The 13,046-nt window shown below is 60.2% G+C and carries 13 protein-coding genes and 2 pseudogenes; 7 read left to right on the top strand and 8 right to left on the bottom strand.

The annotated features are described in order from the left end of the window. Positions 1–21: 21 nt before the first annotated feature. The 6 genes from RTCIAT899_RS21430 to RTCIAT899_RS21400 all read left to right on the top strand — a co-directional run bounded on the left by RTCIAT899_RS21430 (position 22) and on the right by RTCIAT899_RS21400 (position 6,420). Positions 22–1,215 (top strand): acyl-CoA dehydrogenase, encoded by a 1,194-nt coding sequence (locus tag RTCIAT899_RS21430; RefSeq protein ID WP_015342015.1) that lies wholly within the window; start codon positions 22–24, stop codon positions 1,213–1,215. Beyond that, a complete protein-coding gene (locus RTCIAT899_RS21425; protein ID WP_004128995.1) occupies positions 1,215–2,393 on the top strand; it encodes a CaiB/BaiF CoA transferase family protein in 1,179 nt (392 codons plus the stop codon). Before RTCIAT899_RS21430 ends, RTCIAT899_RS21425 begins: the two co-directional genes overlap by 1 nt. Beyond that, a complete protein-coding gene (locus RTCIAT899_RS21420; RefSeq protein ID WP_004128992.1) occupies positions 2,390–3,265 on the top strand; it encodes a 3-hydroxybutyryl-CoA dehydrogenase in 876 nt (291 codons plus the stop codon). Before RTCIAT899_RS21425 ends, RTCIAT899_RS21420 begins: the two co-directional genes overlap by 4 nt. A 15-nt stretch (positions 3,266–3,280) precedes the next feature. Next, entirely contained in the window at positions 3,281–4,030 is a 750-nt protein-coding gene (locus tag RTCIAT899_RS21415; protein WP_004128988.1) for an electron transfer flavoprotein subunit beta/FixA family protein, read from the top strand. 23 nt (positions 4,031–4,053) lie between these two features. Beyond that, positions 4,054–4,983, top strand: coding sequence for an electron transfer flavoprotein subunit alpha/FixB family protein (locus RTCIAT899_RS21410; RefSeq protein ID WP_004128985.1), 930 nt, complete (start codon positions 4,054–4,056; stop codon positions 4,981–4,983). A gap of 291 nt (positions 4,984–5,274) precedes the next feature. After that, on the top strand, positions 5,275–6,420 hold the full coding sequence (locus RTCIAT899_RS21400; RefSeq protein WP_004128957.1) for an ISAs1 family transposase: 1,146 nt from the start codon (positions 5,275–5,277) through the stop codon (positions 6,418–6,420). Positions 6,421–6,600: 180 nt separating this feature from the next. Here the strand turns inward: RTCIAT899_RS21400 and RTCIAT899_RS21395 are convergent, their stop codons facing one another. The 6 genes and pseudogenes from RTCIAT899_RS21395 to RTCIAT899_RS34230 all read right to left on the bottom strand — a co-directional run bounded on the left by RTCIAT899_RS21395 (position 6,601) and on the right by RTCIAT899_RS34230 (position 11,664). Continuing rightward, the gene (locus tag RTCIAT899_RS21395; RefSeq protein ID WP_004128954.1) at positions 6,601–7,164 is read right to left on the bottom strand and encodes a UPF0149 family protein; all 564 of its coding nucleotides are present in this window, start codon (positions 7,162–7,164) and stop codon (positions 6,601–6,603) included. Next, the gene (gene tnpC / locus RTCIAT899_RS21390; protein ID WP_004128951.1) at positions 7,161–8,735 is read right to left on the bottom strand and encodes an IS66 family transposase; all 1,575 of its coding nucleotides are present in this window, start codon (positions 8,733–8,735) and stop codon (positions 7,161–7,163) included. Before tnpC ends, RTCIAT899_RS21395 begins: the two co-directional genes overlap by 4 nt. Positions 8,736–8,783: 48 nt before the next feature. Beyond that, a pseudogene (tnpB, locus tag RTCIAT899_RS21385) lies at positions 8,784–9,026 on the bottom strand (IS66 family insertion sequence element accessory protein TnpB); the annotation flags it as partial. Between the two features lie 117 nt (positions 9,027–9,143). Beyond that, on the bottom strand, positions 9,144–10,151 hold the full coding sequence (locus RTCIAT899_RS21380) for a tyrosine-type recombinase/integrase (protein ID WP_004126146.1): 1,008 nt from the start codon (positions 10,149–10,151) through the stop codon (positions 9,144–9,146). Continuing rightward, positions 10,148–11,080, bottom strand: a complete 933-nt coding sequence (locus tag RTCIAT899_RS21375) for a tyrosine-type recombinase/integrase (RefSeq protein ID WP_004126144.1) — start codon at positions 11,078–11,080, stop codon at positions 10,148–10,150. The genes RTCIAT899_RS21380 and RTCIAT899_RS21375 overlap by 4 nt, the downstream gene beginning before the upstream one ends. Next, positions 11,077–11,664: a site-specific integrase gene (locus RTCIAT899_RS34230; RefSeq protein WP_028755352.1), complete on the bottom strand. Its 588-nt coding sequence runs from the start codon at positions 11,662–11,664 to the stop codon at positions 11,077–11,079. The genes RTCIAT899_RS21375 and RTCIAT899_RS34230 overlap by 4 nt, the downstream gene beginning before the upstream one ends. Before the next feature lie 138 nt (positions 11,665–11,802). Between RTCIAT899_RS34230 and RTCIAT899_RS34435 the strand changes: the two genes are divergently transcribed. Beyond that, the gene (locus tag RTCIAT899_RS34435; RefSeq protein WP_276307848.1) at positions 11,803–11,928 is read left to right on the top strand and encodes a hypothetical protein; all 126 of its coding nucleotides are present in this window, start codon (positions 11,803–11,805) and stop codon (positions 11,926–11,928) included. A gap of 293 nt (positions 11,929–12,221) precedes the next feature. Here the strand turns inward: RTCIAT899_RS34435 and tnpB (RTCIAT899_RS33255) are convergent. Both tnpB (RTCIAT899_RS33255) and tnpA read right to left on the bottom strand, forming a co-directional pair. Continuing rightward, positions 12,222–12,341: pseudogene (tnpB, locus tag RTCIAT899_RS33255) on the bottom strand (IS66 family insertion sequence element accessory protein TnpB); the annotation flags it as partial. Then, the gene (gene tnpA / locus RTCIAT899_RS21365) at positions 12,338–12,808 is read right to left on the bottom strand and encodes an IS66-like element accessory protein TnpA (RefSeq protein WP_004128939.1); all 471 of its coding nucleotides are present in this window, start codon (positions 12,806–12,808) and stop codon (positions 12,338–12,340) included. The gene tnpA and the pseudogene tnpB (RTCIAT899_RS33255), both read right to left, overlap by 4 nt. Positions 12,809–13,046: the final 238 nt, after the last annotated feature.

Raw genomic sequence — 13,046 nt, 5'->3', positions numbered from 1 at the left:
ACGACAAATTCCGCCACAGCCATGTCTTCCGCACAGACGAGCGCGTTTGCGTGGGACGATCCCTTCCTCTTGGAGGAGCAGCTCTCTGAAGAGGAACGCATGATCCGCGATGCTGCCAAGGCCTTTGCAGAGGCCGAATTGCTGCCGCACGTGGGGGATGCCTATCTTGAGGAGAAGACTGATCCCGGTCTCTTCCGGCTGATGGGCAGGGCCGGGCTTCTCGGCGTAACGTTGCCGGAAAAATATGGGGCGGCTGGCGCCAACTTCGTCTCTTACGGCCTGGTTGCGCGCGAGGTCGAACGCGTCGATTCAGGCTATCGGTCGATGATGAGCGTCCAGTCGTCGCTGGTGATCTATCCGATCTATGCCTATGGCTCGGAAGAACAGCGAGACAAGTATCTACCGGGCCTCGTATCCGGGGAATTGATCGGCTGCTTCGGTCTGACCGAGCCGGATGCCGGCTCCGATCCCGGCGACATGAAGACCCGCGCCGAGAAAATCGACGGCGGGTACCGCCTGCGCGGCTCAAAGATGTGGATCTCCAATGCGCCGATCGCCGATGTCTTCGTTGTCTGGGCGAAGTCGGAAGCTCATAACCGCCAGATCCGCGGTTTCATCCTCGAAAAGGGCATGAAAGGCCTGTCGGCGCCGAAGATCGGCGGCAAGCTGTCGCTGCGTGCCTCGATCACCGGCGAGATCGTGATGGACGGCGTCGAGATCGGCGAGGACGCCCTGCTGCCGAATGTTTCGGGTCTCAAGGGGCCGTTCGGCTGCCTGAACCGCGCCCGTTATGGCATTTCCTGGGGCGTGCTCGGCGCTGCCGAGGATTGCTGGTTGCGTTCGCGGCAATATGGACTGGACCGCGTTCAATTTGGCAAACCGCTGGCTGGCGCTCAACTCTTCCAGAGGAGGCTGGCGGACATGCAGACGGAGATTGCACTGGGGCTGCAGGCTTCACTCCGCGTAGGGCGCCTGATGGACGAGCACAAGTTCGCGCCGGAAATGATTTCTATCGTCAAGCGCAACAACTGCGGCAAGGCGCTCGATATCGCCAGGCAAGCCCGTGACATGCACGGCGGCAACGGCATCCAGATCGAATACCACGTCATGCGCCATTCCCAGAACCTTGAAACGGTCAACACCTATGAGGGCACGCATGATGTCCACGCACTGATCCTCGGCCGCGCCCAGACCGGTATTCAGGCGTTCTTCTGATGGGCGGTCCGAACAGTGCACCGCTTGCCGGCCTGAAAGTCGTCGAACTTGCCCGCATCCTTGCCGGTCCCTGGATCGGCCAGACACTCGCCGATCTCGGCGCCGAGGTTATCAAGGTGGAAAGCCCGCAGGGCGACGACACCCGCAGTTGGGGGCCACCCTTTATCGAACGCCCGGACGGTAAGGGCGGCGCTGAGAAGGTGGCGGCGTATTTTCATGCGGCAAACCGAGGCAAGTCGTCGGTCATTTGTGACTTCGGCGATCCCGAGGGTCTTGAGCGCGTCAAAGCATTGATCGCAGAAGCTGACGTTGTGATTGAGAACTTCAAAGTTGCCGGGCTGCAAAAATTCGGTCTCGATTATGAAAGCATCGCCGCGATCAATCCGCGGATCGTCTACGCTTCGGTGACCGGTTTCGGTCAGACAGGCCCGCGCGCCCGTCAGCCAGGATACGATTTCCTCATACAGGGTATGTGCGGAATTATGGACCTGACCGGTGAGCCAGACGGTGAACCGCAGAAAGTCGGCGTCGCCTGGATCGACGTCTTTACCGGACTTTACGGCGTCATCGGCATTCAGGCAGCGCTTGCCGAGCGCGACCGCTCCGGCGTTGGCCAGCATGTCGATCTGGCGCTCTTCGACGTCGGAGTTTCCGTCCTTGCCAACCAGGCCATGAATTATCTCGCAACCGGCAACGTGCCTCACCGTATGGGAAACGCTCATCCGAATATCGTGCCCTATCAGGTTTTCCCGGCCTTCGACGGTCATCTCATTATCGCTTGTGGCAACGATCGGCAGTTCGCATCCCTTTGCGACCTGCTGGATCTCGCTGCGCTCGCCGGAGACCCGGCCTACGCCACCAATCCCGCACGAGTGGAAAACCGCGAGAAGCTTTGCGCGATAATTGCGGAAAAGACGCGACTTCGGCCGAAAGCAGAACTGATCGCCGCACTTGAAGGGGCGGGTGTTCCGGGAGGACCGATCAATAGCGTCGCCGAGGCGATCGACGATCCGCAGATCAAGGCGCGCCGGCTTAAGATCGCTCCGGAAGGCTTGTCCGGCCTGAGAACGCCGATCGGCTTGTCGCGCAGCCTCCTCACGCTCGACAGTGCCTCGCCGCTTTTGGGTGCTGGACGCTGGAGCTTTTCTTCCGAAGAGTCGAGGGTAGACACGAAATGACGATCGAAACCATCGGAGTGCTCGGCGCCGGGCAGATGGGCAGCGGTATCGCTCATGTGCTTGCAATTGCGGGATTCGAGGTCTCGCTGATGGACGTCGACGCGGATCGGCTCGTCGCCGCGGTCGCCAAAATTAGCGAGGATATGGACCGGCAGGTGGCACGGGGAACGATCGCGGCCGAGGCAATGTTGAGCGCCGTTGGACGCCTCAGGACGACCGTAAACCTGCCCGAACTTGGCACGCTCGATCTGATCATCGAGACGGCGGCGGAGAGCGAGCCGGTCAAGCTGAAATTATTCGACGATCTCCGACCTCACCTGAAGCCGGAAGCGATCCTCACCTCAAACACGTCTTCGCTCTCGATCACCCGTCTAGCCGGACGGACTCGAAAGCCCGAGCAGTTTATGGGCCTCCACTTCATGAATCCGGTTCCGGTCATGCAGCTCGTCGAGCTCATTCGTGGAATCGTGACCAGCAACGAGACTTTCGAGGCTGTCCGCGCCGTCGTACAACGACTCGGCAAAACCGCAGTCGTTGCGGAGGATTACCCCGCCTTTATCGTGAACCGGATTCTGGTCCCGATGATCAACGAAGCCGTTTATACGCTTTACGAGGGTGTCGGTTCGGTTTTCGACATCGATCAGAGCATGAAGCTTGGCGCGAATCATCCGATGGGACCGCTGGAACTGGCTGATTTCATCGGCCTCGATACCTGCCTCGCCATCATGAACGTTCTGCATGAAGGCCTGGCGGACAGCAAGTACCGCCCATGTCCACTGTTGGTGAAATATGTCGAAGCGGGATGGCTAGGACGCAAAGTCGCCAGAGGCTTTTATGATTATTGCGGCGATACGCCGGTTCCGAGCCGCTGATCAGGAGTGCTGCACATGAAGATTCTCGTTCCCGTGAAGCGGGTAGTTGATTACAACGTGAAGATCCGGGTGAAGCCGGATGGTTCGGGCGTCGAGCTTGCGAATGTGAAGATGTCGATGAACCCGTTCGACGAGATTTCGGTCGAAGAAGCGCTGCGGCTGAAGGAGGCCGGCAAGGCCGAGGAAGTGGTGGTGGTGTCGATCGGACCGGCCAAGGCCGAGGAGACATTGCGCACCGCCCTTGCCATGGGCGCGGATCGCGCCATCCTGGTCGAGACCGAAGATCAGGTCGAGCCGCTGGCCGTCGCCAAGATCCTCAAAGGTGTTGCCGATGCCGAACAGCCGGGCCTGATCATCGTCGGCAAGCAGGCGATCGATGATGACTCGAACCAGACCGGCCAGATGCTGGCGGCCCTCTTGGGTTCGGCGCAGGCGACCTTCGCCTCGAAGATCGAGATCGGCGAGGGAAAAGCCAAGGTGACCCGCGAGGTCGATGGCGGCCTGCAGACGATCGAGGTCAAGCTGCCGGCGGTGGTGACCACGGATCTTCGCCTCAACGAGCCGCGTTACGCCTCGCTGCCGAACATCATGAAGGCGAAGAAGAAGCCGCTCGACAAGAAGGCGCCTGCCGATTTCGGCGTCGATACGACACCGCGGCTGAAGGTGCTGAAGACCGAAGAGCCGTCCGGCCGCAAGGCAGGCGTCAAGGTCAAGTCGGTCGCCGAACTGGTCGAGAAGCTGAAGACCGAAGCCGGCGTGCTCTGAGGATAGAAAGGGAGAACTTCACCATGGCCATTCTTCTTCTGGCTGACCACGACAATGCCCATCTTTCCGACCAGACCGCCAAGGCGCTGACGGCGGCCACTCAGATCGGCGGCGATATCCATGTGCTGGTGGCCGGCAAAGCCGCCAAGGCTGCGGCCGATGCCGCCGCCAAGCTTGCCGGCGTCTCCAAGGTGCTGCTGGCCGAAAGCGACGAGCTTGCCAACAATCTCGCCGAACCGCTTGCCGATCTCATCGTCTCGCTGGCGGCAGGTTATGACACCATCCTGACGGCTGCTACCTCGGTCGGCAAGAACGTCATGCCGCGTGTCGCAGCTCTCCTCGATGTCGCCCAGGTCTCGGAAATCATCGAGGTGGTTTCGTCCAACACCTTCAAGCGGCCGATCTATGCCGGCAATGCCATCCAGACGGTGCAGGCAAGCGATGCCAAGAAGGTGATCACCGTGCGCACCGCCTCCTTCGCTTCCGCCGCAGAAGACGGTTCGGCCACTGTCGAGGCAATCCCGGCGGTCGCCAATCCCGGTCTTTCGAGCTTCGTCGCCGATGCGCTGTCGACCTCCGATCGTCCGGAACTGACCTCGGCCAAGATCATCATCTCGGGCGGACGCGCACTCGGTTCGGCGGAGAAGTTCAAGGAAGTCATTCTGCCGGTTGCCGACAAGCTCGGGGCGGCCGTTGGCGCCTCCCGCGCTGCCGTCGATGCCGGCTACGCGCCGAACGACTGGCAGGTCGGCCAGACCGGCAAGGTGGTGGCACCGCAGCTTTACATCGCCTGCGGCATATCAGGCGCCATCCAGCATCTCGCCGGCATGAAGGACTCGAAGGTCATCGTCGCCATCAACAAGGACGAGGAGGCACCGATCTTCCAGATCGCCGACTACGGCCTCGTCGCCGATCTCTTCGAGGCACTGCCGGAACTCGAAGAGGCGCTGTGAAGATTGATATCTGTTTCCGATCTAGCATGCCCGTTGTGAGGGCGCGCTCAAACGACGAAGCCAGATGCCGCAATGGGGCGGCGCTCCGCATAGCCAAGAAGATGACTGTGCCTCAGAGCGACGATGGTGAAGCGGGTCCGATGATTTCGGCCCCAAGCATCAAGCGGGGGACAAGCGGGGACTATGTTGTGGGAATTGATGCGTCGCTGGCACGGCTCTGAACTCGGGTTAACGTTTCTTCCCTGAACGGTTTGGGTGTGATTCAAGAGTGTCGGTGATTTGGAGGCCGACATGTTTGAAGACGATCGCCCGCGGCTGCGGGTTTTGCTGGACCATTTTAGTCTCGTTGAGGATGAGCGGGAGCAATGGCGGGTCGCCCATCCGTTACCCGAGGTGCTTCTTCTGGTCGTTTGCGGGACGATCGGCGCATGCGACGATTTTGACGAGGTCGTCGAATGGGGAGAGGATAACCTGGCGTTTTTACGTCGGTTTCTTCCCTATCACCATGGCATACCGGGTTCGCGCTGGCTGCGCATTCTGCTCAACCGGATCGATCCGGACCTGTTTTCGAACTGCTTCATATCCTGGGCGGCGACGCTTCGACCCGATGCTCCGGCGCTGGTGGCGATTGACGGAAAGACCTCGCGCGGCAGTCATGACCGGGCCAACGGCCGGGCGGCGCTGCATCTCGTCTCGGCTTTCGCCACCCGTGAACGGCTGGTTCTTGGACAAGAGGCAGTGGCAACGACAAGCTGTGAGCAGGACACCATCCCCTTGCTGCTGGAACGGTTGGCCGAAAAGGATCGCCTGAAAGGCGCGCTCGTGACCATCGACGCCATTGCCTGCAATGCCAAAACCGCCCAGGCGGTGCTCGATGCAGGCGCTGATTACCTCCTGGCGGCCAAGGCCAATCAGCCCGGCCTGATGGGTGAGATCGAGCGCTTCTTTGCCGACGCTCCGGCAAACCTCACCTCAACCGTGACCGAAGTCGACAAGGGCCATGGCCGGGTCGAAGAGCGGCGGGTCACCGTCTCCACTCAAATCGACTGGCTCTCCGGCGACAGGCGCTTTCCCGGCGAATACCGCTTCCCGTCCATCGCCACCATCGTCAAGGTGCAAGCACAAGTCTATGAAAAGTCCAGGCAAAGCAGCCAGGTCCGCTTCTATATCTCCTCGCGGTCGATGACCGCGCTCCAGTTCGCCGAGGCCATACGTGGCCATTGGGCCATCGAGAACTCCCTCCATTGGGTACTCGACGTCACCTTCAACGAGGATGCCGCCCGATCTCGAACCGGGCATGGACCAGCCAACATGGCCGTCGTCCGACACTTCGCCATCAACATGGTTCGAAGCCATAACGACAAGCGCAGTATCAAACTCAGACGAAACAAAGCAGGCAGAAACCCACAATACATGGCCGAAATCATCCGAGCATGACTGTTAACCCGGATTCAGCGCCGTGGCGTCGCTGGTGGCTCTATAAACATCAATGTCGAAATATGACATGGGCAAGAGACACTCGCTGGGTTCTGACACCATCGTACATTCAGGATGACAGTGAGCGCGACGAACAGCCCACTGCTTTCGGCGTTGACGGGATCGCAATAGCACTTTCTTTTAGAACTTCTGCTTTGCCCGCTTCGGCATAAAATAGGTTCGGATATTGACGAGTGCTTCGGCGACGGCAGCAGCATCCTGGTGGGTCGCTTTCCGTTTTGTCTCGCCGAGCTTGCGGATCGGCGCGATGATATCCCCAGTGACGGCATGACCTCGAAGGACAGGCTGCCAAAGCCTCGGCGCGTATCCTGTTCCGAGGAGAAAGCAGATGTCCCAATCGAATGGATCAAGGGTCTGATCATCGATCCTGGTGAACCTGGGCCGGTGGTCTTTCGGTCTCTCGGAAAGGCTTGCAGATATCCGATTATACTCCGCCACGATCGTCTGCACGGCCCGATGTTCGGTTGTTTCCATTGGCAGGTTCAGGGCATCCGGGCCGGTCAGTTCCGGGATCCATTGGCGTGGGTCGATGAACTTCGGGCCGATGATGAGGGCCGTAAGATAGCCATCGAGACTGCTCATTGACCAGATAGGCGATGGCGGACGACGTCTCCTGATAAAGGCTTCGAATGCGTCGTCATCGAGCTTCGGTCGCGGCGTCATCTCCTGGCTGTTCTGTGTCATGCCGCTTGTCGCTCCTGCTGTGTCATCGCTTCGCGCTCGGCGTTCCAGGCCCAAGGCAAAAGGCTCTCCATCTCGTTGGCTTTGACTTTGCCGGAGATGATGCGTTCCAGCACATCGGCAAGCCAGGCGTCGGGGTCCACGCCGTTAAGCTTTGCCGTGTTCACGAGCGATGCCAGGACCGCGAAGGTCTGGCCACCCCGCTCGTTGCCCACGAATAATGAGTTCTTTCTCGTCAGAGCCACGGATTTCATTGAACGCTCGACTACGTTGGAGTCCACCTCGATCCGGCCATCATCGAGGAAGGCTGTCAGGCCGCCCCAGTGGTTGAGCATGTAAGTGACTGCCTTGCCAAGTGCTGATTTCGACGACACCTCGTCGCTCAGTTCGGTGAGATGGACCTTCAGCTCCCTCATGATGGGAGCCGCCTCACGACGCCTGCCGCTAAGCCGGGTATCTTCATCTTCCCCTCGTAGTTTTGCTTCGATGCGATAGATTTCTGCAATCCTGGCAAGGATCGACAAGGCCTCCGAAGAGCCGGTCAGTTTGACGACATCAACGAACTTTCGCCGTGCATGGGCGAGGCAGAAGGCCAGCCGCATGGGGGCAACGTTGCTCTTGCCGCGTCGTTTGACCATGGTTTTATAGGCTTGGTATCCATCAACCTGAAGCACGCCGGCAAACGACGACAATTGCCCCTCGATCTCGCGCGCACTGCGGCTTTCGGCAAAGATATAAGCAACCGCCGGCGGCGCCGGACCATTCCAGGGGCGGTCGTCAACCGCTTGCGCCCATAACTGGCAGACCTTGGTTCGCTTGCGTCCTGGATCGAGGCGCGGAAGCGGCGTCTCGTCACAGAACACCCTCGGCTGCGAGCGGATGAAGGCGGTCAGCGCATCGTAGAGGAGCTCAAGCCACCAGGCGACACGCGTGACCCATGCCCCGAGCGTACCGCGATCAATGATGACGCCGCAGGAGGCCAGCATTTGCGCCTGTCTGTTGAGCGGGAGATGCCAGGCAAACTTCGAAACAGCGACATGCGCGGCAAACGCCGTGGTCACCATGCCACCGTCCATCACGCGTGCCGGTGCGGACGCCTGCACAACAACACTTTCGCAGGCCCGGCATGCATAGCGTGGCCGGATCGTCCGTTTCACCCGGACAACCGCAGGCACGATGTCGAGCGCCTCGCTGACATCAGTGCCGATGCAATGAAGTTCGAACGAACAGCAGGGGCAAGTCTTGCTCTCTGGTTCGATGACCTCGTCATACCGCGGAAGGTGCTTGGGCAAGCGGCCGATATTGCGCGCTGGCGATCGCCGTGCCTGCATTTTGTCTTCAATGACCGGCACGACATCGTCATTGGCAGCAACGGGAATGTCGCTTAGATCGCCAAGATCGAGCATTGCCTGCGTCGGATCGAGCACTGTCATCTTCTCCGATTTCGTCCCGAAGAGCTGGCGCTCAAGGAAGACCACGCGCGCCTTAAGGTCGGCATTCTCTTCGTTGAGCGAGAGAATGATCCGGGTCAATTGCGCAGTGTCCTGGGGCAAGGGATCGGGTCGAAGCGGCATGACGGACCCTACCACATGAGCCTGAATCTTCAAGCAAAACCAATAGGATCAACCAACTTTCAAGGGCCGCTTCACTGGGTTCTGCTTCACCCTTGTCCAGTCAATACCGGCAACCAAAAGTGAGAACTCTTCGCGCGTCATCTGCATGGCGCCATCGCGGATCGGTGGCCAAACGAACTTGCCTGCCTCCAACCACTTCGTCGCTAAAATCATGCCTGATCCGTCCCAGTAAATGCAACGAAGCCGATCAAGACGCTTGGCGCGGAACACGAACACGTCGCCGCAATAGGGTTATGTGGCGCGCCACATAACCCTTTTTATGCATCGGGTGAGATTTTGTGGCGGAGCCGTCATGGCGCCAGCCGGGGACTGCCAAATCTGGCATCTTCCGCCACATAATGTTTTAGCTTAGATGCTGTTCAGCAGTTGCAGAACGGCATCGGTGGGCCGGAAGCGCGTCCCGTAATCGCCCTTGATGCCCGCCTTTTCGAGTCCGTTACGCATCATCTCGACATCCGCGGCGGCATAGCGGTGGGTGGTGGCGACCTGTGCGTGCCCGAGCCAGGCTTGAATCGTCAAAAGATCCACGCCGGACTGGAGAAGCTTCATGGCAAGGGAGTGCCGGAAGATGTGTGGCGATATGGGCTTTTCGGCCAAATCCGGCCTTGTGGCCACTGCCTTGGCCGCCGCTCGTCGTACGATGTGGGTCGCCCCGAAGCGCGTCAGGCGCTCATTGTGGGCACCGATAAAGATCGGTCGTGGTTCGTGGTTGGTGATTCCGCGCTCGCGCAACAAGGCCGCCAGCGCTCTCGCCAGATCCTGAGGAACGGGGATGACGCGATCTCTGCGCCCCTTACCGTGCAATAGCACCTGCGAGTGCGGGCGTCCCAACTGAAGGTCGTCAGCATTGACACCGATGGCTTCGGAGACCCGCGCGCCGGTCCGCGCCAGGAACAGCAGAAACGCGCGGTCGCGCCGACCACGGGGCGTCCTCTGATCGGGCGCCGCAATGACGGTGTCCACTTCTGCGTCGGTGAGATGGTGCGTCACCTCAATGTGCGCGCGTTTTGTGGGAATCGTCAGCACGCGTTGCGCGACACCAAAGGACGCCGGGTCGGCGGCTGCCACATGGTGGAAGAAAGATCGTATCGCAGCTAGTCGGGCATTACGCGTGGCGACGGTGTTGTTCCGCTTCTCCTCGAGTTCGTCGAGAAATGCGAGAACGAGGTCTCGATCGAGATCTTCGAGCACCAACGCCGCCGGCCTCTTCCGCAACCTGGCGGCGGCAAAGAGGATCAGCATGCGCAAGGCGTCGCGATAGCTCGCGACAGTCGCGGGAGTGGCGTTGCGCTGCTTGGTTAGGCGCCGGCGAAAGTAGGATTCCAGGAGCGGCGCCAGGAGCAGATGTTCGCTCATGCTGCACCTCCATCGAGGAAAGCGCGGTCCGCCGCAATGGCGAGAAGATCCGCCGAACCAGTGAGGTAGTAAGCGGTATCGCTGTAGCTGGCGTGGCCGAGATAGGTGGCGAGCAACGGGAGCAACGCCTGAACGTCTGCGCGCTGTTGATGCCAGAAGCTGAGGCGGGTCACGGCGAACCGGTGCCTGAGATCGTGCGGCCTTAAGGGCTTACCGCCATCAAGGCCGGAGAGCTTACGCACCTCGGCAAAACCGTTTTGCAGGCCGGTCGCTGAGAGGCGGTTGCCACGAGAGCTGAGGAAGAAGCCCTGGTCCTTGGGCGTGGGAAAAGCGGCGTCACGCTCACTGGCGTAGTGGCGAAGGGCAGCCTGGGTCGTCGTGTGAACTGGAACGAGACGGTCCTTGCGGAACTTCGTCTTCCGAACGAGAAGAACCCCGTTGGTCAGATCGACGTCGGAACGATCAAGCCTTACCACTTCGCCAGATCGCAGTCCCGAGCTTGCCAACAATCCGATTAGCGTTGCCATCGTCCGCCCCCTGAGAGGGATGCTTGGCGAAATGCGCGCACATGCGTCGATGAGCGACGCCAACTCTGACTCGCTGAGGATCCGCGGCGGCGGAATTGCCCTGGATCTGGGAAAGACCCTACGCTCCAAGCTCTCGGTTTGGGCGTCATAGACGGCGAGATACTCGTAGAATCTGCGGAGCACGCCGTGACGAGTGGTGCGGCTGTTGGCGGCCCCGCCGAACGATAGGACGAAGTCCAGCGCCATCGTCCGGGTGGCGGGCGCGTCGATTTGAGTGCGTTCAACGTAGCGGACAAAAGCGCGCAACGTACCAGCTTGCTTACTGAAGGCATAGCCGAGCGAGTGGCGCAGTTCGATGTAACGCTCAACCTTCTCGCCGAGGAATCGGGCAAAGGCGGTCATGCGGCGCCTCCCGGAAAGGGGAGTGCGACCTCGGCGAGTTGCGAGGCCGCAACCTTCACGTACAACGCCGTTGTGTTGATGCTCCGGTGGCCAAGAAGATCGGCGACCTCGTTGATTGGCCTTTGCTGCCTGACGAGCTGGGTGGCAAGGCTGTGGCGCAGGAGATGCGCACCTGCGACTCGCCCAAGTTCGACCCCGCCATGCCGCAACCGCTTCCGCACGATCCTCGAAACAGGCGACGCGCACTTGAACGGCCCCAGCGGCGGCGTGAAGGACAGGAACAGATACGGACTATCCACCTTCGGTCGAGCGCGCAGGATGTAATCGGCGAGTGCGGCGCCGGTCTCCTCTAGGAGTGGCACCACCCGATCACGCTTGCCCTTGGTGCGCCGGACAAAAACCTCGCCAGTACGCCAGTCGATATCCTTCAGCCGAATGGCGCGTAACTCGCCGTTGCGAATGCCCGTAGTGGCGAGCAGCAGCAGGACGGCTCGATCGCGGATGTCGACCGGCGTCGTTGCGCCGATCGCATCGATCGCCTGCCGAACGTCATCCCATGCAAGGCGTGGCGGCAAATGTGCCAAACGCCAAGAGGGCGTCCTTGGGACAACGCCGGCGAGATCTTGGCGATGGTAGCCAGCCCAATACAAAAACCGAAGAAATGTTCGAGTGTGAGCAGTCGCTGCCGTGCGGCTGCCGGAGGTCGCCGATAGCGACAGCCGATGCTCGACAGCAGCAAGGACCTGCTCAGCCGTCAACGGCTCGAGGTCCTGGCCGAGATGGTGATGGCGGAACCAATCCAGAAAGCGGCGGCCGCCCAGAAGAACGCCTCGCGGCAAACTGGCTAAAGCGCGCAATCCGGCTCAGGTAAATCTTGGCAGACGCTCGCTTATAACCGAGCGTGAAAAAATGCTCCGCGAAGCGATCCATCTCGCCGCCGAGCGCACCGCTACGCAGACGCTTGAGTACCCCACGATACGAAAAATAGAAGTCGAGCATATTGCCCCTCCAGTATTGCGGCGCAGGGGGATCCCGCGCCCGTCAGAGAGGCATGAAATATTATGTGGCGGAGAATTCTAGATTTGGCAGTCCCCGGCTGGCGCCGTAATGGCTCCGCCACAAAATCTCACCCGATGCATAAATATGGATCGGCCGCAAGGGCTGACGCCACCAACGCCACCAGGCCATTCATGCCGCGCCGGAAGTCGACAGGTCGCGTCGCAACCATGATCTTCACACCGCTTGGTGAAAGTCCGATCACCGGCGCCCTCGCAACACCGCCACCATCGCCTGCGCCAACTCGGGCGCCACCGAGCCGATAACCGTCATGCGTGCGCCCGCAATTTCGATCTCAATTCGGCCAGCAAGAACCTCCGAGGCATTCGATGGCGAGCCTTCGTGTCGTGCGCCATCCCCAACCACTGTCACCGGCACGAACACGGCAGACGGCAAACTGGCCTTTGCCGACCGTTGAGAGGTTAGTCCGGCATCCCGTCGCCACACATTCAGCAAGCCGCGATTGACGCCCCAGCGCCGGGCAACGGCCGAGATGTTCACGTCAGGTTCTGCGCTTTCCGCAAGGATCTGCGCCTTCTCCTCGTCAGTCCAATTCCGCCGCTGGCGCCGACCGGTGATCACCTCGATCCGGCGATACTTTCCCTCATGCCTGGCTTCATGCATGCCTTCATCCATGACTTCAAGCATGGCATCAACGCGATCTCCAACCATTCCATTCCGCTCCTATCGATGAAGGAGCTTATCTCACGGCCTCATTCACAAAAGAAAAGGTGGGTTGTTCGTCGCGCTCACGGATGACAGTAGTTTGCCACAGCAATATTAGACGTCGTCGCACGTCCTCTCAGAAAAAATTTACAAAATCTTCGCGTTCGCAGATTGCTCGGCAATGATACGTTCACCCGCAAATCCGCGGAGAGGCGTGCGTAAAAACTGATGGAAATTCATCCTC

The sequence above is a fragment of the Rhizobium tropici CIAT 899 genome (assembly GCF_000330885.1).
GTDB classification, from domain to species: domain Bacteria; phylum Pseudomonadota; class Alphaproteobacteria; order Rhizobiales; family Rhizobiaceae; genus Rhizobium; species Rhizobium tropici.
Note: the sequence above shows the minus strand (reverse complement) of the source record. Positions and strands in the feature narration are given on the sequence as shown.